Origin of the sequence: Citrobacter sp. Cm038 (genome assembly GCF_030333105.1) — a bacterium.
In the GTDB taxonomy this organism is placed as follows: domain Bacteria; phylum Pseudomonadota; class Gammaproteobacteria; order Enterobacterales; family Enterobacteriaceae; genus Citrobacter; species Citrobacter murliniae.
The window spans coordinates 911,772-935,183 of the sequence record NZ_JAOWGO010000016.1; the positions used below are offsets into that span (position 1 = coordinate 911,772).

Consider the following 23,412-nt stretch of genomic DNA (forward strand, 5'->3'; position numbering starts at 1 on the left):
TTTATGCTGGAGTTGTTGTTTCTGCTTTTGCCTGTAGCCGCTGCCTATGGGTGGTATATGGGTCGCAGAAGTGCGCAACAAACAAAGCAGGATGAAGCTAACCGTCTGTCGCGTGACTACGTCGCCGGGGTTAACTTCCTCCTCAGCAATCAACAAGATAAAGCGGTGGATTTGTTCCTCGATATGCTGAAAGAGGATACAGGCACCGTTGAGGCTCATCTCACCCTCGGAAACCTGTTCCGCTCTCGCGGTGAAGTCGATCGTGCAATCCGCATCCATCAAACTCTTATGGAAAGTGCATCGCTGACCTATGAGCAGCGTTTACTGGCGGTTCAGCAATTAGGACGCGACTACATGGCCGCGGGTTTATATGACCGCGCGGAGGACATGTTTAATCAGCTGACCGATGAAACGGATTTCCGCGTGGGCGCATTGCAGCAATTATTGCAAATTTACCAGGCAACCAGCGAATGGCAGAAAGCCATTGATGTGGCGGAACGTCTGGTCAAACTCGGCAAAGATAATCAGCGTATAGATATCGCGCATTTTTACTGTGAACTGGCCTTACAGCAAATGGGTAGCGACGATATGGATCGCGCCATGACGTTGCTGAAAAAAGGGGCTGCGGCCGATAAAAACAGTGCCCGCGTTTCCATCATGATGGGGCGCGTGTATATGATGAATGGGGAATATGCAAAGGCAGTCGAAAGCCTGCAACGCGTAATTTCTCAGGATAAAGAGCTGGTCAGCGAAACGCTGGAAATGCTGCAAAGTTGCTATCAGCAGCTCGGTAAGAATGATGAGTGGGCGGAGTTTTTGCGTCGTGCAGTTGAGGAAAATACCGGTGCTGCCGCTGAGCTGATGCTGGCTGATATCCTTGAAGCTCGCGAAGGTAGTGATACCGCTCAGATCTACATTACCCGCCAGTTACAACGTCATCCCACAATGCGCGTTTTCCATAAGCTGATGGACTATCACCTTAATGAAGCGGAAGAAGGGCGCGCCAAAGAAAGTCTGATGGTTCTGCGTGATATGGTCGGTGAGCAGATCCGCAGTAAGCCACGCTATCGTTGCCATAAATGTGGATTTACAGCTTATACGCTGTACTGGCATTGCCCGTCCTGCCGTTCGTGGTCAACCATTAAGCCAATTCGCGGCCTTGATGGACAGTAATTTAAAAAAATGCCTTGTTTAGTTACAACATACTAATGAGTGGTTATCATTCACAGCGTCAAACACCTGTGCCACATCGCCTCGCAGAAATGTAAACGCGCCTGTTAATTTTCTATTACCGCAGGTAGAATGCACGCCGTTTACCCATTTTGTGCCGCAAGCGGCGCCATCTTCAAGAAGGTCTGGTCATGACGTTTACTGCTTCATCTTCTTCCCGTGCTGTTACTGATTCTCCTGTCGTTGTCGCTCTGGATTACAATAACCGCGATAAAGCGTTAGCTTTTGTCGACAGAATTGATCCTCGTGATTGCCGTTTGAAAGTGGGCAAAGAGATGTTCACGCTTTTTGGACCGCAGTTGGTTCGTGACTTACAACAGCGTGGATTCGACGTTTTTCTTGATTTGAAATTTCATGATATTCCCAATACTACGGCGCATGCCGTTGCAGCGGCGGCAGATCTTGGTGTGTGGATGGTAAACGTTCATGCTTCAGGCGGGGCACGCATGATGACTGCAGCACGTGAAGCATTGGTACCTTTCGGCAAAGACGCTCCGCTACTGATTGCAGTGACGGTTCTGACCAGTATGGAAGCCAGCGATCTGGCAGACCTTGGTGTGACATTGTCACCGGCTGAGCATGCCGAAAGACTGGCACGTTTAACCCAGAATTGTGGGCTGGATGGTGTTGTATGCTCGGCGCAGGAGGCGGTACGATTCAAGCAAGCGTTTGGTCAACCGTTTAAACTGGTCACCCCGGGGATTCGCCCTGCAGGTAGTGAGGCGGGTGATCAACGCCGCATTATGACGCCAGAGCAGGCGCTTTCCGCTGGTGTAGATTACATGGTGATTGGTCGTCCGGTCACACAGTCGAATGATCCGGCGCAGACCTTGAAGATGATCAATGCCTCCCTGAAACGAGGTGCATAAATGAACGACTCTAATTCTCGCCTGGTTTACTCAACTGAATCCGGACGTATTGATGAACCCAAAGTGGTGCCTGACCGCCCGAAGGGTGATGGCATTGTCCGTATTCAGCGTCAAACTAGCGGTCGGAAAGGTAAGGGTGTTTGCCTGATTACCGGGATTGATCAGGATGATGCTGAATTGGTTAAATTAGCCGCTGAGCTGAAGAAAAAATGTGGCTGTGGTGGTGCAGTGAAAGATGGCGTAATAGAAATTCAGGGTGATAAACGCGACCTGATAAAATCGTTGCTGGAAGCCAAGGGAATGAAAGTTAAATTGGCGGGCGGTTAATCAAAAAAAGCCACGGAATTCGACCGTGGCTTTTTTATAAATAACGAACTAATGGTACAGAGCTGAGAAAAGTAAACGTCTTATTATATCGAGCCAGTCAACAGTAGATTATTTACCCACCTGATGGCCAATAATACCACCTACCGCAGCACCACCCAGCGTCCCCAGCGTGCTGCCATCCGTCAGGACTGCACCACCGATAGCACCTGCACCAGCACCGATCGCGGTGTTACGGTCACGTTTGGACCAGTTGGAGCAAGCGCTCAGAGACATTGCCAGAGTAATCGCCAGAACAGCAGCGGTCATTTTTTTGCTCGTTACAAACATAATACTTTCTCCTGAATTATTGATTCACGGGATCCAGTTCTCTTTAATGATACGCCATATCAGGACCATTAAAGATATTTCCGTGAACTATGTTGCGCAGGGATGACAACTAAATCACGCAGGTGATAGTCACTTCCTGTTATATCGCTAATAGTAATTTTACGACTTTATCCTGTTAACGACAGGTAAAAAGTCTTAATTGGACCGTCAGATAAGTCTCAGAGAGAAGATGATTTGCCTGCTGACAAATCATCTGGTGAAGTATTATGCTTGGGTATCAATGATGTTTACCGTTAATCCCGAGTGTTCTAGCTGCATTTGCACGCTGGCACTGAGTTTTGCATCCGTCACTACGCGGCTGAACCGATCTAACGGACCCAGTGTGTAAGGGTGAATTGCCTCAAATTTTGAGCTGTCGGTAAGCACAATCACCTCTGCACCTTTTTCCAGCACAGCATTGACTACGTCAGAGCGCATCATGTCGCGGCCGGTAAAGCCGGTATCAGCCTGCCAGCCATCAATACCGATAAATGCCTTACTAAAGTGAACCTGCTGAATAAACTGGCGAGTTAGCGGTCCGACCATGCTTTCACTTTTTTTCTGATAGATCCCACCGAGAAGAATGACTTCACAGGGAGTTTCTTTGAGCAGATGAGCGATATAGCTGCTGACCGTAATGATGGTGACGTCTTTTTGTTCCGCCAGTGTTCTGGCCAGAAGCGCATTACTGCTGCCATTCTCAATAAAGACTGATTCGCCAGGATTGACCAGTGATGCGGCAAATTCGGCCAGTTCACGTTTCAGCGTGAAATTGGTCATCATGCGCGTTTCTACATCATCACTGTTCAATGAGACAGCGAAACCGTGCGCACGGCGTAAATAACTCTGTTTTTCCAGTGTGTTCAGATCCTGTCGAATCGTCACTTCTGAAACGCCGGTGACTTTAGCAAGCTCAGCTACACTCATCTGGCCTTTATCGGTCACCATCTGCAAAATAGATTGTTGTCGGGAATTCATAGTATTAATTTTTTATAGCGATATCGTATCGGAAATTAAACGGAGACTGCGTTATCTGAAATCTGATGATAGCAATCACATACAGAGAACGATGCCATCAGATCTCCCACGGGGCCCTGGCTTTTTTTGACAAAGATTCTGTATCTTCTTTGACCGTATTTAACAGTTCAGCCTTAAGAATCTCGAGGTTGTGGATGGCTGAGTGGTAATCGCCAGCAACGAGGATATCCAGCACGGTATCAATACGTTCGGCCAGACGCTGTGCGTCGATATCAGACATGTTCGTCATCCTAATGTCAAAATAGTTAGAATTTCATGATGCAGAAATTCATGACAAAAGAGAAGGGAAAAATAGTATTATCCCGAACGATCGGAGAATAATATATATTCTGTAATTACATACAGATATGATCCATCCAGGAATGTCCATTTTTCCATATTCAATATGTTTACTCCTTCCGCTTTAACGCAACTTTTTATTCAGATAACGCTTATACCAGCGTTCAAATGCGGCGGCCGGCATTGGCTTGGCGAACAAAAAGCCCTGACGCTCGTTGACACCGTTCTTGGTCAGAAAGGCGTCCTCTTTCGCGCTTTCAACACCTTCGGCTATGACTTGTAGATTCAGCGCTTGCGCCACCGCGACAATGGCTCGTACCAACGACTGTGAAATAGATTGTTTGTGAATATCTCTAACAAAGGCCTGATCCAGTTTGATCGCATCAAGTGGGAAGCGGGCAAGTTGCGACAGTGATGAGTATCCTGTCCCAAAATCATCCAAATGAATCTGCGCCCCAAGCTGGCTAAACTGCTGAATAACCGACAGTGCAAGTTGTTCATTTTCAATCAAACTGCTTTCTGTTAGCTCGACGTCGATTGGACAATATTCAAAATTCAGTTCATGAAGCACCTGCTTCAAATCGGTAAAAAGGGTCTGGTCGGCAAGCTGACGAGCCGATACGTTTACCGCTACACGCAGATTTATTCCCTTATCACGCCATTTAGCCACCTGGCGCACGACGTCCAGAATAACCCAGCGTCCCAGCGGAACAATCAGCCCCGACTCTTCGGCATAAGAGATAAACTCCAATGGTGGGATTAGCCCGCGCTCGGGCGATTGCCAACGCACCAGAGCCTCCACGCTACGCACTTCGCCACGCCATGTTATTTTCGGCTGGTAATGAATAAGCAATTGATCATTTTCCAGGGCTTTACGCAGATTGGTATCCAGCCAAAGGTATTCGAATACCCGTTGATTCATTTCAGGGGAGAATACGCAAAATTGTCCGCGGCCACCTTCTTTGGCTGTATACATTGCCGTATCTGCATTGCGAATTACACTTTCGCTATCATTTCCATGCTGAGGGGCGAGGGAAATACCAATAGAACATCCGGTATACACTTCAATAAGGCCGATACGGAAAGGCAGACGCAGGCGTGTCAAAATACGCGATGCCGTGGCCTCCAGTGCGCTCTGGGACGTTTTAGTGGCAAGGACAATAAACTCATCGCCGCCAAAACGAGCCAATAATTGATCTTCCTCGAGACAACTGAGGATTGCCAGCGACACGCTCTGTAACAACTGATCGCCAAACATGTGCCCGTAGGCATCGTTAACCTTTTTGAAATTATCCAGATCGAGGTAAACAATACCTACCTGGGTGTCTCCCGCGTTGTCGATCGCCTCGCTAATCAATTCATGAATTGCGTTACGGTTGGGTAATCCGGTAATGGAATCGGTATTCGCCAGCACGCGCAGACGCTCCTGAGCGCGTCGTTCTTCAGTGATGTCGGTACCTGAACAGATCAGGAAAATTTCGTTCTTACCGCTGCCGTTATGCACAAACTTATTGCGAAACAGAAACAGGCGCTGACCCTTACAGGTCTTCACCCACCGTTCGACTTCATACGAATTGCCTTCGCGAAAAAAAACGTCGATGTTACGTCTTGAAGCGGCGGCTTCACGGCGGCTCATAAAGAGTGTGAAGACGCTTTGCCCGATCACTTCGCGCTCTCTTAGCCCGGTGTACTCTTCGCACAATCGATTAAATCGCTGAATATTGCCCTGACGATCAAGGATAACGATAACTGAATTAGCCTCAGAGACGACCTGTTCAGCAAAAGAGAGTCCTTGTGCCAGATCGCGCGCAACAGAAGGGGTGTCATCCCACGCGGATGCGCTACCGGCCCATTCGCGTTTATTAATTTTCCGTCCGACCAGGTGAACGGGAATATCATCGTCATCAATGGGAAGAGTCATTAACAGGCTGGACGTAATGACTGTCATCTCCCGAATACGATCGGCTTGTTCCGGTGAGAGCTCGATGGTTTGGTCGGTATCAGTCGCTTCGGCGATAGAAAAATGCAGGATGTTGCAATCCTCTGACAAACGCCAGTAGGGGGTGTGAGTGCCTATATAGCTATACAACGTAACCCTCTCCCGAACGTCTTTCATGATGTGTACTATCCCGTTTAAAGCGCATACAGCCACAAAAATAAGGGTAGCCATGATTCATACAGGTTGATTATGGCTGAACGTATTGTTTTATTTATATATTTATGTGTAATCCAGATTCAGGAAAAAGCAAAGTCAGTGTGCTGAAAATAGAAAAAATAATTCTGACTGGATGAAAGAAGTGTAGTGCGTGGCAGCTAATTGCGCGGAAAAAAAGAAAACGGCCTTTTCGTTACAGAAAAAGGCCGTTGAATCGATGTGTGTTACACGGCAGGACGAGCGATAACGCTGCGGGTTTCCATCCGAACTTCAGCAATAGTTACATCAATCACGTCGGTGACTTTGTAAACCACTTCACCTTTGATTTGCACCGTTCCGCTTTCCTGGCTACATACCAGTTCATCGCGGACAGCGTGCAGGAATGGTGCCGGAATAAATGCAACAGCGCCATTATCGACTAAACGAACGCGCATACCGCCACGGCTGACGTCAATGATTTCAGCTGCAAAACGGATATCGGTATCGACTTTGTCCTTCAGGAAACGCGCGTACAGCCAGTCACCTACATCACGTTCGGCCATACGGTTCAGGCGACGACGGTCTGCCATTTGCAGGGTGATATCATCCTGCGGACGAGCGATGGTTTCACCTTTGATAACAGCCTTCAGCAGGCGGTGGTTGATCATATCGCCATACTTACGGATAGGGGAAGTCCATGTGGCATATGCTTCCAGACCTAACCCAAAGTGCGGTCCTGGCTCGGTGCTAATCTCTGCATAAGACTGGAACCGGCGAATACGGCTGTCGAGGAAACCAGAAGGCTGGGCATCCAGCTCACGACGCAGTTTGCAGAAGCCTTCCAGGGTTAATACTTCTTCGGCATCGACGTGCATACCATGGGTTTTCAACAGTGCGGCCAGCGCTTCAGCATTCGCCGGATCGAATCCCATGTGTACGTTATAAATACCAAAGCCCAGTTTGTCGCGAAGCACACGTGCCGCACAAATATTTGCCGCAATCATGGACTCTTCCACAATACGGTTTGCGATGCGGCGCGGCTCAGCCACGATGTCCAGGACTTCACCTTTTTCACCCAGAACAAAACGATAATCCGGGCGATCTTTAAATACCAGAGCATGGTTATGACGCCATTCACCACGACTCAGGCAAATGCGCTGTAGCAGACGGATCTGACCGGCAATCGCGTCGTTTTCAGGCTGCCAGTCCCCGGTGCCTTCCAGCCAGTCGGAAACGTTGTCATACGCCAGCTTGGCTTTGGATTCGATAGTGGCTGCAAAGAAGGTGATGTTGTCCTCGATCGTACCGTCAGCAGCAATAATCATGCGACAAGCCAGAACCGGACGAACTTCGTTAGCGCGCAGGGAACACAGGTCGTCGGACAGTTCGCGCGGTAACATCGGAATATTGAATCCCGGCAGATAGTTGGTGAACGCACGAATTTTCGCCGCGTTATCCAGTTTGCTGCCTTCAGCAATCCAGGCAGTAGGATCGGCAATTGCAACGGTTAATTGCAGTTTACCGTCAGCCAGCTCTTCGGCATACAACGCATCATCCATATCTTCAGTGCTGGCACTGTCGATGGTGACGAAATGGAGAGCAGTTAAATCCTGACGTTCCAGACCTTCATCCAGCATTTCGGTGGCCACGCCATCCGGTGCTTCTTTTTCGAGGTTATGGCGCGCCAGTGTGACCCACCATGGGACGAAGTGATCGTCAGCAAAGGTGATAAACTGAGTTAATTCAGCATAGAAGGTGCGGTCGCCTTTCAGCGGATGACGGCGCATTTCAGCTACCGCCCAGTCACCCTCTTTAAATTCGTGTTCCACACCGCGAGCAGCGCGGCAGGGAATTGCATCTTTCAGTAACGGATGATCCGGTACAATGGACAAACGGTCATTCTTGCCCTGAACTTTACCCACGAAGCGAGTCAGGAACGGTTCGACCAGTTCTTCCGGCTCGGCAGACTCGCGATCTTTTTCCGTATGGATAACCGCGACAATGCGGTCACCATGCATCACTTTTTTCATCTGCGGCGGTGGAATAAAATAGCTTTTTTGTGCATCGACTTCCAGGAAGCCAAAGCCTTTTTCCGTGGCTTTTACCACCCCTTCAGCACGTGGCGTTTGGGAATGTAGTTGCTGTTTAAGCTGCGCTAGCAGCGGGTTGTCCTGAAGCATAATTGTCTATTTTCGTGGCCAAAAGAGCGGCTGACAGTTTTACGCGAATCTGCCTGGCGCAGCAAGCGCTCTTTCAGTAAATGGATCGGTTAATGAGTCTCGCCCAGTGCGATTTTCAAGCGATTCAACCATCCGCACAATCCGCTCCAGGCCAGTAGGTTAATAGCCTGTTCTGAAGAGATACCCTGATCGAGTAACGGGGTTAGTAGTGCGGCGCTAAAACGATCGGGCGCCCGGGTCAGCCATTGTACCGCCTGTAGGGTTACGCGCTCAACTGGATGTCGCTGCTCCCAGCGCTGTAATTCGCGCTCCTCATCGCGAAGTAAAGCGATGACGTCGGCCATTTCATGCACCGAATGTGCGTATTCATTAAAGCAGGCAACGCTGCCATTAATACGTGCAGTCAGCAGAGTGGTCAGTGAAAACGATCTTGATTGCACATCAGTGCGCAGTGAGCTGATAACCAGTGATTTGAGTACCGCCAGTATTTCGGGAGAATGAGCCAGTAACGGCGTCAATGCGCGCAGTTCGGGGGGCGAGTGATCCGGGGGCTGCTGACGAGCGGGACAATATTCGACCGGGAAGGATGCGGCATGCCATTTTGCATTGGCATCATTAAATGCTGACGCTAGCGCGTATTGTTGTACATCAAGTCCCGGTATCCGGCGAGCAGGGTGACCAAAGTATGCCTGAAAAATAGCTACTGCACGGGCCTGAAAACCCACAAATCCAATTATCTGATTGATCAGAATAATATCGCCGGTTGTCAGACCAACCTCATCCAGATGCTGACGAGCACGCGCGTTGATAACGGAGGGTGAACTGGCGAGTTGGCGAGCATATTGGGTGATTTGCGCTAGCCGGTGATTGCTCTCCCGCGAGGAGTCCGGGCCTGGAAGTGGTGTTAAACGCGCCGCATAGTGATTACACAATCGCTGGACGCCGTAAACCTGGGCGACAGTTAAAGCGGTGCTCATACGTTCATAGGCGCTGAATGTATGCAACTGACTCTGGGTAACGTGAGCAGGGAAAAGATGACAGGCAAGTTTACGTGCAGGTTCTAACCAGGACTGAAAGGGTAAAAGCGCGACTTCGGGTATCGTCAAATCCAGTAAAAAACTGTCCTCGACGTGCGCGGCTTCAGGCACCAGTGGCAGGGCATCTTGCGGATACCTGCTGGACTGAGTTTCATGATACCAGTGGCTTTTGCCTTCAATTCGGCGTTGTTCCATGGGCGATCCTTGGTCTAAAAAGTGGCGACCCGGATACGTCGTCATACCCATACGCCGGATCGTTTGTGCTGCATTATCCTGGCGTAAGCGGATGAGGGGATGAAAGACTGTTAGGTGATAATAAATATCAGAAAAGTATATATGGCAGAATGTAGAAGGGCGGAAGAATGGAAAATCATGGGCGACGCAACGCCGCCCATGGAGGTGGTCTGAAAGATTATTTCAGTTCCAGTTCGTTCATTGCAGCGATGCTGAAGCCACCGTCAACGTGAACGACTTCACCGGAGATACCGCCAGACAAGTCGGAGCACAGGAATGCTGCGGAGTTGCCCACATCTTCAATGGTAACAGTGCGGCGAATCGGGGTAACCGCTTCACAATGTGCCAGCATTTTACGGAAATCTTTAATACCGGAAGCCGCCAGAGTACGGATAGGACCTGCGGAGATTGCGTTAACACGCACACCTTCAGGACCCATCGCGTTAGCCATGTAACGCACGTTCGCTTCGAGGGAAGCCTTCGCCAGACCCATAACGTTGTAGTTCGGGATTGCGCGCTCTGCGCCCAGGTAGGACAGAGTCAGCAGAGCAGAGCCTGGGTTCAGCATAGTACGGCATGCTTTAGCCATCGCAACAAAGCTGTAGGCGCTGATGTCATGAGCGATTTTAAAGCCTTCGCGGGTGACAGCATTCACATAGTCGCCATCCAACTGATCAGCCGGTGCAAAACCGATGGAGTGCACGAAACCGTCGAATTTCGGCCAGGTTTTGGCCAGCTCAGCGAACATGGTGTCGATACTGGCGTCTTCAGCCACATCGCACTGCAGGACGATGCTGGAACCCAGTTGAGCTGCAAATTCTTCCACGCGGCCTTTCAGTTTGTCGTTCTGGTAGGTGAACGCCAGTTCAGCCCCTTCACGATGCATCGCCTGCGCGATACCCCATGCGATGGACAGTTTACTGGCAAGACCGGTCACCAGAATGCGCTTACCGGAAAGAAAACCCATAGCTTTAATCCTTATAGTCATTACTTATTTTTTAGCAATCAATGAGTTATGATTGCAATTTCAAGGTCACTCGAAATTGGTCTGAAATTATATCCCACTCTCTGCCCCTTGTGTCACGATCTTTCTCTGCGATTCACCACACGGTTACTGGCAGCAAAAAGTATTTCAGGGGGCTGTAGAGTTGTAGTCAGTTATGAGCGGCCTGTCGCTATACATTGCACGTGAGGAGTATATCACTCCCCCCTGGTTCTGCCTCATCCAACCAGCGAAGGACAGGGCGGCAAGGTGACAGTACTAAGGTCCTGAATAGCTAAAATGACATGATTTTATCGCTAGTCGATGTTTATAAACATATCAATGTAAGAAGATTCTTAAAACAAAAATAATGACCATATTCAGTTCGTTATGATATATTGTTTTTATCGATCAATATCTATGTATTGATCGATATTATTGATTGATTGTAATTAGAAGTGCATTATCAGGATGTTATGATCAATTGGAGTGGTCTTATGCACTATCATTTCATCGCGGAACCGATGAGAGACACAATGGATAAGTTGCTGGGTGTTGAGATGCTCACCCGGTTTACTTCAGACACGGTTCACCCGTTACATTCAGATTTCATCATTACAGCGTGGAGTGGTGAACAAAAACGTCATTTTCTGCTCGAACAAATAAAGTTAATCGCTCAAAAGCGAGACTGGTTTGAGAAAAATAACCTTTTCTGCACGCTTAATCTCATTGACGAAATGGCGCTTCTGGCGATTGGCGACCCTGTCATTACATCTGCATTACATGCAATGCCATTTATTGCTCTGCAACTCTCAGAACGATTCTTGTCGAATACAGCATGCCTGAATAATCTGTTAATTAACTCTCTTGGTGATGGTCCAAATGCATTGTGGCTGGGCGATCTGGGGTCTGGCTGCGTCGGGGCGAATCCGCTGGTTAGCGGCGGTTTTGATGTTGTGAAAATGGATCGTAACTTCTTTCTCGCCCAGGTAGAAAAGCCCATGTTTCCGGTTCTCATAAAAAATATCCGGGAATACTGTGATCATGTTGTGGTCGAGGGAATTGACGATGCCCGGTTTATCGACGAAGTCATCAACGCTGGAGTATGGGCGATACAGGGAACTGTATTCCCATCGATCACTTTTACCGATGTAGAAGCGCTAATGCCGGTAAGTGTCTACCATTAAAGGCAAAAAAGAGCCCTCCGGCAGAGGAGGGCATTTGTCCTGCTAACGGTCTTTTCGCCAGGCATCCGCAGTGAGTGCCTCGCCGAAATGCCCGGAAATCAGGCGACGAGTCAGCTCATGCAGGGGAGAGGCAAGAACATCCGCTGTACTACCGCGCTCAACAACTTCTCCCTGATGCATGACCAGTACCTGATCGCTGATGTGTTTCATCATTCCAATATGCTGAGTTACATAAATATATGAAATTCCTTGTTTTTCCTGTAACTCCAGCATCAAATTAATCAGTTGTGAGCGCATCGACATATCGAGAGATGCCAGGGCTTCATCCGCGATGATTACTTTAGGGCGCAAAATAAGAGCGCGGGCGAGCCCCAGACGCTGTTTTTGCCCAGGGGCCAGCATATGCGGGTAGTAGCTGACGTGATCGGGTAGTAGACCGACCATCCGCATCGTTTCAATAATCTGTTTACGCCGCTGCTCTGGCTCCAGATCGGTGTTGAGACGCAGCGGGAAATCGAGGATTTGCGAGATACGCTGGCGCGGGTTAAGTGATGTTGAGGGATCCTGGAAAATCATGCGAATACGCTGGCTACGGAAGGAATAATCGCCGTACTTTAGCGGGTGATCGTCAATCAGCAGTTCGCCGCTGGTAGGCTCAACCATCCCCGCCAGCATTTTTGCCAGCGTGGATTTACCTGAGCCGTTTTCGCCAATGATGGCAAGAGTTTGTCGCTCACGCAGGGTAAAACTCAGGGGCTTGACGGCCTCGACGGTCTGGCGACGAAACAAGCCGGTCCGGTAGCGAAAGGTTTTGCTCAGATTACGTACTTCGAGCAGTGTTTCTACCATCTCACTCTCTCTCCATGTTCAGCGGGAAATGACAGGCGTAGAGATGATTCTTTGCTCCGGTCAGTCGTGGGGTTTCAATACATTCGCGTTGTGCATAAGGGCAACGTGGTCCCAGGCGGCAACCAATAGGCAATTGCTCTAACAATGGAATTGCTCCCGGCATGGTATTCAGTCGGCTTTTGTGAGGCATCGGACTACCAAAGTCAGGAATGGCACGGATCAACGCCTGGGTATAGGGATGATGCGGAATTGTCACCAGATCTTTACTGGGGGCGGTTTCCACCGTTTGTCCGCAGTACATTACGTTGATTTTGTCTGCCCATTGGCTAAGCATTTGCAGGTCATGGCTGATCAGTAAAATGGTGGTATTGCTGTTTTGATTCAGCCGGGTCAGCAGACGGAAAATTTGAGCCTGCGTCGTGGGTTCCATCGCGTTAGTGGGTTCATCGGCAATCAGCAGGCGCGGCTGGTTAGCCAGTGCGATTGCGATCATCACTTTCTGGCACTCGCCGTCCGTCAGCTCATAGGGGAAGCTGCGCATTGCGTCTTTATGATCTTTGATCCCGACACGGTGCAGCAACTCAATTGCACGGCGTTTACGCCAGCCAATACGTTGCCACCAGCGCCCTTTATAGGTCCAGGCCGGGATATTTTGCATTAGTTGCCGCCCAATACGTTCAGACGGATCGAGACAGGATTGCGGCTCCTGAAAGATCATGGAAACGTTATGACCGACCAGTTTACGTCGCTCACGAGCGGAAAGACGCAGCAGATCGATATCGTCAAAGCGCATACGGTCGGCGGTAACGCGCCAGTTGTCTTTGGCTACTCCGCAGATGGCTTTGGCGATGAGACTTTTACCCGATCCGGATTCACCTACCAATCCACGGATCTCGCCTTCATTCAGCGTCATGCTAACACGGTCAACTGCCTTCACCCATTCGTCGCCGGTCCTGAACTCAATAGTCAGGTTGCGGATATCCAGTAATGGCATTATTCCACCCCCGCAATAATCGCGCGACGTACGCCGTCACCTAACAGGTTAACCAGCAGCACACTGATCATAATTGCCGCCCCCGGCAGCATTACCGTCCACGGCGCGACGTAAATCAACTCCAGTGCGTCGCCGAGCATAGCTCCCCATTCCGGCGACGGGAGCTGTGCACCGAGATCCAGAAAGCCCAGTGCGGCAATATCCAGAATCGCCATCGACAGTGCGCGAGTGATTTCGGTGATAAGTCCGGCGGTAATATTGGGCAGAATCGCAAACCACAAAATATTGAGCGTTGTGGCACCGTCCAGGCGCGCAGCGATGACATACTCTTTTTCCAGCTCGTCGTGCACCATGCTGTAGACGGAGCGTACCATGCGTGGCAACAACGCCAGCCAGACAGCAAACATCGCGTGAGTCAGGTGCGGTCCGGCAAACGCCACCACAATAATCGCCAACAGCAGCGAAGGAATAGAGAGGAGGGTATCCAGAATATGGTTCAGCACGGCGGAGCGTAAACCGTGCGTTGCTCCGGCTAATACTCCTAATACCAGACCACACAGCGTGGCGGCGAGCGTTACGACAAATGCACCACCCACGGTAGGAGCCGCGCCGCTAAGCAGGCGGCTTAACACGTCACGCCCCAGATCGTCAGTCCCAAGGAAGAATGACACTTCGCCATAGCGTGACCAGGAAGGAGGCAGCAGTTGATATCCAAGAAATTGCTGATCGATACCATAAGGTGCGAACCAGCCACCAAAAATACACAGTATCATCAGTCCCGCGCAGCCATACAGGCCGACCATCGCAGGAGCATCACCATAAAAATTGCGCCAGGCGGTGCGTAGCGTACCGGGCGGGCGCTTTTCGGTGTATACGCTATCGTAAGGCATACCATTCCTTATGTTTCAGAGGGTTAGCCATGGCACCCAAAATATCAGAGATAACGTTAACAATAATAACCAGAGAACCAATCACCATAACGCCCGCAGAAATTGCGGCGTAATCCTGTTGACGAATCGCGTTAATCAGCCAGCGGCCAAGCCCAGGCCAGCTAAAGACCATCTCAGTAATCATTGCCAGAGTCAGCATGGTAGAAAACTGTAAACCAAGACGCGGGATCACCGGCGGCAGAGCATTATGCAGCACATGACGTCTCAGGATCGTTAACCGCGACAGGCCGCGGGTGGCTGCTGCTTTCACGTAGTTCTGATCGAATACTTCAATAGTGCTGATGCGCATTAGACGAATGACTTCGGTTGTTGGCGCGACGGAGAGCGTCAATACGGGGAGCACCATATGTCGGATTGCACTGACCACCATTTCATCACGCCAGGGCGAATCGGAGATCCACGCGTCGATAATGGCAAAACCTGTGACGGGTTTGACTTCGTAGAGCAGATCAAAGCGGCCTGATACCGGCAACCAACCGAGCGTAAGTGAAAAGAGCAATGTCAGCAGTAGCGCCAGCCAAAAAACCGGAATAGAAAAGCCCATCAGAGCAATAGCACTGATGCAACGATCCTGCCATTTATTACGCGTTATGCCTGCCAGCATGCCGATAGGGATCCCTACCATCAGCGCAAAGCCAAAGGCCAGAATGCACAACTCCATCGTGGCAGGAAACACCTCTTTCAGTTGTTCTGAAATCAACTGTCCGTTGATACTGGAAACACCAAAATCCCAGTGAATTAAGCCATTAAACCAGAATACCCAGGCGTTCCACAGCGATGCGCCTTGCAGAGGTGCATGGGGAGTAAAATAGCTCAGGCTAAACCCGATAAATGTCAGGAAGAAAAGGGTTACCAGGAGCAATAAAAAACGCCGCAGGGTGAAGATAATCATGGTTTTTTCACCTCATCTTTCTTTTCCCTGGAAACCCCGGCAAAGGAGGCATTACCAAACGGACTCAGCACCAGTCCTTTGATGTCGTAGCGATAGGCCTGCAGGCGTAGTGAAGATGCCAGTGGCAGAATCGGGAGCTCTTTTGCCAGAATATTTTGTGCTTCGTCATAGGCGTCAATGCGTGAGGCGAGCTGCTGTGAAGACAGCGCCTTGCGTAGAACGTTATCAAACTCCGGGTCACACCAATGGGCAAAGTTGGTCTGCGAGTTAATGGCGGCGCAGCTCAGTAGCGGTCGGAAAAAACTGTCAGGATCGTTACTGTCTGTCGCCCAGCCGGACAACGTCAGATCATGGTTCATATCCATTAATCGCGCCTCCTGAAAACGACCTTCTACCGGGACGATTACCACTTTTACGCCAACCTGCGCCATGTCTGCCTGGATCAATTCTGCGGTTTTCAATGGACTCGGGTTCCAGGCCTGAGAGCTGGTGGGTACCCAAAGTTGTAACGTTAAGTTCTCCAGCCCCAGCGCTTTAAGCTGTTCGCGAGATTTTGCCGGGTTGTATTCTGTAATTTTAGCTTCGTTGTCATAAGCCCACGAGGCGCGAGGTAAAATAGATGCCGCTGTTTCCGCCGTACCGTAGTAGATCGACTGCATCAGACGTTGGTTGTTGATCGCCAGTGCCAGCGCATGACGAACGGCAGGATTATTCAGTGGAGGTTTGTCCGTATTAAACGCCAGATAGGCAATGTTCATTCCCGGTCGCAGCGTCAGACGCAGACGCGGGTCATCACGTAAAATACTGAGCTGGCTGGCGGCAGGCCAGGCCAGAACATCGCACTCTCCGGTGAGCAGTTTTGATAAACGCCCCGTGCCACCCGAGCCGAGATCAACGACCACCTGCGGCATTAAAGGCTTACCGCGCCAGAAATTGTCGTGACGTTGCAGACGAATATATTGCCCGGCGCGATTTTCTGAAAGCTGGAACGGCCCGGTGCCGACAGGCTGCCTGTCCAGTAATTCCTGGCGATCCTGTTTTGCCAGCGTTGAGGCGTATTCAGCCGACATGACGGAGGCGTAGTGCGTTGCCAGGTGCCACAGGAAAGAAGCGTCGGGTTGGGTCAGACGAAATTCGACGGTGTTGTTGTCCAGCTTACGCACACTTTGTACGTTATCGGCAAACTGGAGGCTGTCGAAGTAGGGGAAGCTACTGCCATTTACGTTATGCCATGGGTTCTGGCGATCAAAGATTCGCTCGAAGGTAAATACCACATCGTCCGCATTTAGCTTACGTGTTGGGGTAAACCAGGCCGTCTTTTGAAACGGTACGTCTCGGCGCAGATGGAAACGGTAGGTTGCACCGTTGTCCAGCACTTCCCAGCTCTCTGCCAGTTCAGGAACCAGTCGATAAGTGTAAGGATCCACATCAAGCAGCCGGTCATAGAGCTGGGCGGCCAGCGTGTCGACAATCAGACCACTGCTGGCTTTTTGTGGGTTGAATGTGTTGACCTGCCCGCTGACGCAATAGACAAAGCCGCTGTCACGAATATCAGCGTGCGTGGTCTGCTCAGGCGCAGCAACTGCCTGACCACTCAGAAGTCCAGCCATCACGATCAGAGATGATAAAACCAGGCGCATAATTTTTTAAGGGATTATATATAAAGAAGCTATCTTACTAATATTTAATGACATTTGCCATTACCGTTTGTGTTTGGGGGTAGTAGTGGTGGTAATCACGAATTCAACATCGCGACCTGGTCAACATTCATACCAGCTTTCCACTTTGAATATACCTCATGAACTATCTTAGCATTTTCATGCCCTATCTGACTCGCAATAAACGAGGATACGCCTTAACAGAACTGGTCTGCGTTTTGCCAACGGTTATGACAAGAGGGGAATAGGGAGTGAACAGGCGGCAACCGAATTGTGACGCCAGAACTGCTTTGTTCTTATTCTTTACGCACGATTGAATCGCCACGCTCTGAGAAAAGTCTCCACAGCGGATAATGCCAGCTTATCCAACCACACCGGATCTACCGGAGCCTGGTCAATAAGTGCAGCGGGGAGGGCGTAGCCCATAATGGCCCCAAGAAAAGCTGTTGCTTGCAGATTGGGATCATCCAGTTGAATTTTACCTTCGGTCTGAAACTGAGCCAGAACCTGGGCTAGCGTATCGCGAATCCGGCCAGTAGGGCGCTGCGCAAGGCTGGAAAAGATTTCAGGGCGCTGAACCAGCACCTGAATGAGCAGTCGTTGAAAATGAATATTGGCCGGTGAGAAAAAATAGGCTTGTATCATCCTGGCGATCCCAAGTAGCAGCTCCGGTAAATTATGCTGTTTATCGTCAAGCAACTGCTGCAGAGACGGCTGAAGCTTATCGTTCAGAAAAGCAAAGGTTTCAACCAGTAGCTGATCCTTTCCTCCCGGAAAGTGACTGTAAAGCGTTGTTCTGGTTGTATTGGCCTTTTCCGCAATAATTTGAAGCGAAACATCCATGCCGTGCTCGAGGAAAATATCACGCGCAGCCTCAAGAATGCGAGGACGGGCTTTCATCGGGCGACCTTGTGGTTTAGTCATTTACTGTTACGTTTCCTTTTCACTCTCGACCAGTACCGGGGGATTAGCCATTCTTTCAATGCCCCTGCGGATAGCAATAAAAAAGAGTGGAACAAAGAGTAAGGTTAATAATGTTCCGGAAAGCATACCGCCAATAACGGCGACGCCAATCTCCAGGCGGCTTGATGCCCCAGCTCCTGTGGAGAGTACCAGAGGAATTACCCCGGCAACAAATGCCAATGATGTCATCAAAATAGGTCGTAAGCGTAAACTCGCTCCTTCCAGTGTTGCTGTGACAACCTCTTTGCCGCTCTGATACTGTGACTGTGCGAATTCAACGATCAGAATTGCATTCTTGGCGGATAATCCCATGGTTGTGAGCATGCCAACCTGAAAATAGATGTCATTGGTTAAGCCGGTGATCCAGGTAGCGAAGACGGCACCAGAAATGGCGAGTGGGATGATTAATAATACAGCCAGTGGGATGGCCCAGCTTTCATACAGCGCAGCAAGGCACAGGAAAATAAAGGCACAGGTCGCGAGGTAGATCCACTGGGCTTGTCCTGAGGACAATTGTTCTTGATATGACAGGCCGCTCCATTGGAGTCCAAAACCATCAAACTTCTGTATAACATCCTCAATCGCGTCCATTGCGGAGCCTGAACTTACCCCCTCAGTTGCATTACCCTGAAACTGGACGGAAGAAAGTCCATTAAAGCGTTGCAGCATCTGGGGACCCGTGGTCCATTGCAGGGTACTAAAGCTGCTAAAAGATGCCATTAAATCGTTATTCCCCCGTACGTGCCAGGCGGAAATATCCTCTGGCGAAGTACGCCAATCAGCATCACTTTGCATGTACACCCGCTTGACCCGTCCCCGGTCAATAAAATCATTAACATAAACACCTCCCCATGCGGCGGATAATGTACTATTGATGTCTGCTTGCTCTAGTCCCTGAACCTGCGCTTTATGTCTGTCGATATCGACCCTGAGCTGGGCTTTTTCGTCAAGGCTGTTGATCCTGACAGCCGAAAGATTTGCGTCATCTGCTGCAAGATTCAGGACCTGCCGTTGAGTGCTTAGCAGCGCGTCATAACCGTTAGCTTCCTGATCCTGTAACCAGACTTCAAAACCGCTCGACTGGCCGAGTCCACGTACCGTTGGCGGTGCCGTTACGTTAATGGATGCCAGCAGGTGGCTTTTAAAATACTGGTTAGCACGTGAGATGATGGATTGTGCGCTGTTTTGTTTACCACTGCGTTTGTCCCAATGTTTTAGCTCAGCGAAAGCCATACCAACATTTTGTCCACTTCCGGCGTTATTGCGTCCTGTGACCATAAAGATGACATTCAGGTTTTCCTTTTCCTCCCTGAGAAAATATTGGCTTATTTCATCACCGACAGCCTGAGTCTGTGTGATTGGAGAGCCGACAGGGAGAGCAAATTGAATCATTACCGAACCCTGATCTTCTTCCGGCAGAAAACTGGTCGGGAGTTTCAGGTAAGTCCCAATAGTTAATAAAACCAGGATTACTGCGAGGATATACAGGCGTACCGGGCGGGATATGCTTCGCTGCAAGAGGCTGAGGTAGGCGCTCTGGCCTTTGTCAATTCCACGGTTTAGCGAAGTAAAAAATCGACCTTGCTGGTGAGGGACGGGTTTAAGCAAATGTGCGCAAAGTGACGGAGTCAGTGTTAGCGCAACCAGAGCGGATAAAATCATTGAAGACACAATCGTCACGGTAAATTGTCGGTAAATAATGCCAACAGAGCCGCCTAAAAAAGCCATCGGTATGAACACCGCAGAAAGCACCAACGCAATACCTACCAGAGCACTGGTGATTTCGCTCATCGAACGTAATGTCGCTTCTACGGGGGGGCATTTTTGTGATGCCATAATGCGCTCCACGTTTTCGACCACCACAATGGTATCGTCTACCAGAAGCCCGATAGCCAACACCATGGCAAAAAGCGTGAGTGTATTGATGTTGTACCCCAACAGACTCAATATTCCGAAAGTCCCCAGCATAACAACGGGAACGGTGATTGCCGGGATCAGTGTTGCCCGCCAGTTTTGTAAAAACAGGAACATGACAACCACAACTAACAGAATGGCTTCCAGAAGGGTATGAATAACACCTTCAATCGATACGAGTACAAATGGTGTGCTGTCCTTGGGATAAGCTGCAATCACCCCCTGAGGGAACTGCGGAGTCAGGCGCTCTATTTCAGCGCGTACATTTTCAGCCGTTGTTAATGCATTCGCTCCTGACGCCAACTGGATAGATATCCCGGCCGCCGGATAACCGTTGAGCGTGGTCAGGTTCTGATAGTTTTCTGCGCCGATCTCAACTCTTGCCACATCCCGTAAATAAACTGCGGAACCATCGCTATTGGTACGAAGGAGGATATTCTCAAATTGTTTTGGTGTTTCAAGGCGAGACTGTACGGTGACGGTTGCGTTCAGATACTGATCCGCAGGGGCTGGCTGGGAACCAATTTCGCCACTCGTCACCTGGGCATTTTGCGCTTCAATTGCACTCTGTACATCAGAAGGCATGAATCCGAAGCTATTTAACTTATAAGGATCCAGCCATATTCTCATCGCGTATTGCGCGCCAAACACCGTGGTTTCCCCGACGCCATCGACCCGGCTTAGAGGATCCTGCAGATTACTGATCAGAAAGTCATTGATATCGATATTACTAAGCTGTCGGGAAGGGTCATAGAGCGCCACAACCATCAGACTGTCCCCTTGAGACTTTGTAACGGTGATCCCTTGTTGCTGAACTTCCTGGGGAAGACGCGTAATTGCCTGATTGACAGCATTCTGGACCTGGACCTGGGCAATATCGGGATCGGTCTCCTGTGCAAAACTCAGGCTTATTCGGGCCTGCCCGGCTGAACTGCTGGTGGAAGAGAAGTAGAGAAGACCATCGATCCCTTTAATTTGCTGCTCAATCACCTGAGTCACACTGTCTTCAACGGTTTCAGCTGAAGCGCCAGGGTAGTTTGCGGTGATAGTGACCCCAGGGGGCGCGATATCAGGATACTGCTCTACCGATTGTGTGAACAGTGAGAGCAAGCCAGCCGACATAATGCAAATGGTTATTACCGCAGCGAAGACCGGTCTATCAACAAAAAATCTGGCCAGCATATGTCGCTCCACAAACTGTTTATTTACTTTACAGTAATGTAAATAAATGATTTGGACAAATAATAATCATCAAAGACATAGCTTTGTAAGTGACAGGTAACGAAGAATTTAAGTAAATATCTTTAAAATCAGTATGTAACAGAGAGCTATTTTTTAATAAAAATAATCTCTGTTGTTGGTTGATTTCTGGCACGCTGCTGGTTTGCACGAGCAGCGCCCAACAGATGAATGCTGCTTATTACGAAGCGCCACCCCAAAGTCGCTACGCTTGATGAGCAGTTCGGGCGAAGGCTTTTGCTAAAGCTGATGTTTTTTAAGCAGTGCGCGCAGTTGGTGGTAGGTCAGTCCGAGCAATTCAGCCGCTTTTTTCTGATTAAATCTGGCCTGCTCAAGACTGGTTTGCAGAAATTGCTTCTCCTGTTGCTGTTGGAATTCGCGCAGATCGAGAGGTAATGGTGCCAGAACTGGTGAGGTTTCCGACTGCTGGATTTCGGGGGCGGGGCGTTTGAAAGGGTCAATCACAATCTCATCCAGAGGATAATCACTGGTACCGTGTCGGTAAACCGATCGCTCAACGACATTCTTCAGTTCCCGTATATTACCAGGCCAACGGTAGTGTAGCAGGGTCTCTCTGGCCTGAGCGCTAAATCCTGGAAACAGTGGTAACCCGATTTCACGACACATCTGAATAGCGAAGTGCTCGGCCATTAACATGATGTCGCTTTGACGTTCACGTAAGGGAGGGAGCTGCACTACATCGAAAGCCAGCCTGTCCAGCAGGTCCGCGCGAAAAGTGCCTTCGCTGACCATCCGTGGCAGATCGGCATTTGTCGCGCATACCAGTCGTACGTTGACCTGCAACGGCTGGCTGCCGCCAACGCGTTCGAGTTCCCCATACTCAATCACACGCAGGAGTTTTTCCTGTACCAGCATCGGGGCGGTTGCCAGTTCATCGAGAAACAGCGTCCCGCCATCAGCGCGCTCGAATCGGCCTGGATGGCGCTTTTGTGCTCCGGTAAAGGCTCCCGCTTCGTGGCCAAACAGTTCTGAGTCGAGTAGGTTTTCATTAAGCGCCGCGCAGTTCAGGGAGATAAACGGTCCCTGCCAGCGCGAGGAGAGATAGTGCAGGCGGTTGGCGATCAGCTCTTTCCCTGTGCCACGCTCACCGATAACCAAAACCGGTTTATCCAGTGGGGCCAGTTGAGAAACCTGCTCCAGTACTTCAATGAAGCTGTTAGCTTCGCCAAGAAGGTTATCTTTGTATCCTGCCATGATGAAATTCACCATTTGTTAGTGTTATTCACCAATGTAACCTAATTTCATGAACAGGTAAAATTTACTATTTTCTTTATAATCAAATAATTAAAAAGTTGGCATGCAAGCTGCATTAGAGCATCAGCAGGGCATTGCCCGATATCAGAACAGTAAGTGAGGATTACATTATGGGTATTTTTTCTCGTTTTGCCGACATCGTGAACGCCAACATTAATGCGTTGCTGGAAAAGGCTGAAGATCCGCAGAAGCTGGTGCGGTTAATGATCCAGGAAATGGAAGATACGCTTGTGGAAGTTCGCTCGAATTCAGCGCGCGCACTGGCAGAAAAGAAACAGTTATCTCGCCGTATTGAACTGGCCACCGCGCAACAGGCGGAGTGGCAGGAAAAAGCGGAGCTGGCGCTGCGCAAAGAGAAAGAAGACCTGGCGCGTTCTGCTTTAATTGAAAAGCAGAAGTTAACTGATTTGATTACCACTCTGGAACATGAAGTGACGCTGGTTGATGACACGCTGGCACGTATGAAAAAAGAGATTGGCGAGCTGGAAAATAAACTCAGCGAAACCCGTGCTCGTCAGCAGGCGCTGACGCTGCGTCATCAGGCTGCAAGCTCCTCCCGCGACGTTCGTCGTCAGCTGGACAGCGGTAAGCTGGATGAAGCGATGGCGCGCTTTGAATCTTTTGAACGCCGCATCGATCAGATGGAAGCCGAAGCTGAAAGCCATAACTTTGGTAAGCAAAAATCTCTCGATCAGCAATTTGCTGATCTGAAAGCAGATGATGAAATCAGCGAGCAGCTGGCGCAGTTGAAAGCCAAAATGCAGCAAGACAAGCAATAATAACATCTGGCGGCGCCAGAGCGCGCCGCCGCTCAT

The 23,412-nt window shown here is 49.8% G+C and carries 20 protein-coding genes; 5 read left to right on the forward strand and 15 right to left on the reverse strand.

The genetic code is table 11. The annotated features are described in order from the left end of the window. Positions 1–3: 3 nt before the first annotated feature. The 3 genes from lapB to yciH all read left to right on the forward strand — a co-directional run bounded on the left by lapB (position 4) and on the right by yciH (position 2,426). The gene (gene lapB / locus OGY01_RS06730) at positions 4–1,173 is read left to right on the forward strand and encodes a lipopolysaccharide assembly protein LapB (RefSeq protein WP_045443489.1); all 1,170 of its coding nucleotides are present in this window, start codon (positions 4–6) and stop codon (positions 1,171–1,173) included. Positions 1,174–1,361: 188 nt separating this feature from the next. After that, positions 1,362–2,099, forward strand: a complete 738-nt coding sequence (pyrF, locus tag OGY01_RS06735; RefSeq protein ID WP_045443475.1) for an orotidine-5'-phosphate decarboxylase — start codon at positions 1,362–1,364, stop codon at positions 2,097–2,099. Next, entirely contained in the window at positions 2,100–2,426 is a 327-nt protein-coding gene (gene yciH / locus OGY01_RS06740) for a stress response translation initiation inhibitor YciH (protein ID WP_045443472.1), read from the forward strand. Between the two features lie 108 nt (positions 2,427–2,534). On the opposite strand, the gene osmB is transcribed toward yciH, so the two are convergent. The 7 genes from osmB to fabI form a co-directional block, all read right to left on the reverse strand. After that, entirely contained in the window at positions 2,535–2,753 is a 219-nt protein-coding gene (gene osmB / locus OGY01_RS06745) for an osmotically-inducible lipoprotein OsmB (RefSeq protein ID WP_045443469.1), read from the reverse strand. 264 nt (positions 2,754–3,017) lie between these two features. Then, positions 3,018–3,770 (reverse strand): DNA-binding transcriptional regulator YciT, encoded by a 753-nt coding sequence (gene yciT, locus OGY01_RS06750; RefSeq protein WP_045443466.1) that lies wholly within the window; start codon positions 3,768–3,770, stop codon positions 3,018–3,020. 97 nt (positions 3,771–3,867) lie between these two features. Further along, a complete protein-coding gene (locus OGY01_RS06755; protein ID WP_045443463.1) occupies positions 3,868–4,050 on the reverse strand; it encodes a YciZ family protein in 183 nt (60 codons plus the stop codon). Positions 4,051–4,233: 183 nt separating this feature from the next. Further along, positions 4,234–6,225: a cyclic di-GMP phosphodiesterase gene (gene pdeR / locus OGY01_RS06760; protein WP_045443460.1), complete on the reverse strand. Its 1,992-nt coding sequence runs from the start codon at positions 6,223–6,225 to the stop codon at positions 4,234–4,236. A 263-nt stretch (positions 6,226–6,488) separates the two neighbouring features. Further along, complete coding sequence (locus tag OGY01_RS06765; protein ID WP_048221387.1) at positions 6,489–8,423, reverse strand: exoribonuclease II; 1,935 nt, start codon at positions 8,421–8,423, stop codon at positions 6,489–6,491. 89 nt (positions 8,424–8,512) lie between these two features. After that, entirely contained in the window at positions 8,513–9,655 is a 1,143-nt protein-coding gene (locus tag OGY01_RS06770) for a carboxymuconolactone decarboxylase family protein (RefSeq protein WP_284096847.1), read from the reverse strand. Between the two features lie 217 nt (positions 9,656–9,872). Continuing rightward, positions 9,873–10,661 (reverse strand): enoyl-ACP reductase FabI, encoded by a 789-nt coding sequence (gene fabI / locus OGY01_RS06775; RefSeq protein ID WP_045443452.1) that lies wholly within the window; start codon positions 10,659–10,661, stop codon positions 9,873–9,875. A 512-nt stretch (positions 10,662–11,173) separates the two neighbouring features. On the opposite strand from fabI, the gene OGY01_RS06780 reads away from it, so the two are divergent. Further along, positions 11,174–11,863, forward strand: a complete 690-nt coding sequence (locus OGY01_RS06780) for an EAL domain-containing protein (protein WP_045449640.1) — start codon at positions 11,174–11,176, stop codon at positions 11,861–11,863. A gap of 42 nt (positions 11,864–11,905) precedes the next feature. Here the strand turns inward: OGY01_RS06780 and sapF are convergent, their stop codons facing one another. From sapF to pspF, 8 genes are all read right to left on the reverse strand, one after another. After that, complete coding sequence (gene sapF, locus OGY01_RS06785) at positions 11,906–12,712, reverse strand: peptide ABC transporter ATP-binding protein SapF (RefSeq protein WP_048221389.1); 807 nt, start codon at positions 12,710–12,712, stop codon at positions 11,906–11,908. A gap of 1 nt (position 12,713) precedes the next feature. Continuing rightward, on the reverse strand, positions 12,714–13,706 hold the full coding sequence (gene sapD / locus OGY01_RS06790) for a peptide ABC transporter ATP-binding protein SapD (protein ID WP_045443447.1): 993 nt from the start codon (positions 13,704–13,706) through the stop codon (positions 12,714–12,716). Next, the gene (sapC, locus tag OGY01_RS06795) at positions 13,706–14,596 is read right to left on the reverse strand and encodes a peptide ABC transporter permease SapC (protein WP_045443444.1); all 891 of its coding nucleotides are present in this window, start codon (positions 14,594–14,596) and stop codon (positions 13,706–13,708) included. Before sapC ends, sapD begins: the two co-directional genes overlap by 1 nt. Next, a complete protein-coding gene (gene sapB, locus OGY01_RS06800) occupies positions 14,583–15,548 on the reverse strand; it encodes a peptide ABC transporter permease SapB (protein ID WP_045443441.1) in 966 nt (321 codons plus the stop codon). The genes sapC and sapB overlap by 14 nt, the downstream gene beginning before the upstream one ends. Then, positions 15,545–17,188: an ABC transporter substrate-binding protein SapA gene (gene sapA, locus OGY01_RS06805; RefSeq protein WP_045443438.1), complete on the reverse strand. Its 1,644-nt coding sequence runs from the start codon at positions 17,186–17,188 to the stop codon at positions 15,545–15,547. The genes sapB and sapA overlap by 4 nt, the downstream gene beginning before the upstream one ends. 321 nt (positions 17,189–17,509) lie before the next feature. Further along, the gene (locus OGY01_RS06810) at positions 17,510–18,130 is read right to left on the reverse strand and encodes a TetR/AcrR family transcriptional regulator (RefSeq protein WP_045443435.1); all 621 of its coding nucleotides are present in this window, start codon (positions 18,128–18,130) and stop codon (positions 17,510–17,512) included. A gap of 6 nt (positions 18,131–18,136) precedes the next feature. Beyond that, a complete protein-coding gene (locus OGY01_RS06815; RefSeq protein ID WP_286492684.1) occupies positions 18,137–21,265 on the reverse strand; it encodes a multidrug efflux RND transporter permease subunit in 3,129 nt (1,042 codons plus the stop codon). Between the two features lie 297 nt (positions 21,266–21,562). Next, positions 21,563–22,552, reverse strand: coding sequence for a phage shock protein operon transcriptional activator (gene pspF / locus OGY01_RS06820; RefSeq protein ID WP_190284561.1), 990 nt, complete (start codon positions 22,550–22,552; stop codon positions 21,563–21,565). Positions 22,553–22,707: 155 nt separating this feature from the next. Between pspF and pspA the strand changes: the two genes are divergently transcribed. Then, positions 22,708–23,376 (forward strand): phage shock protein PspA, encoded by a 669-nt coding sequence (pspA, locus tag OGY01_RS06825; RefSeq protein ID WP_045443428.1) that lies wholly within the window; start codon positions 22,708–22,710, stop codon positions 23,374–23,376. Positions 23,377–23,412 lie beyond the last annotated feature (36 nt).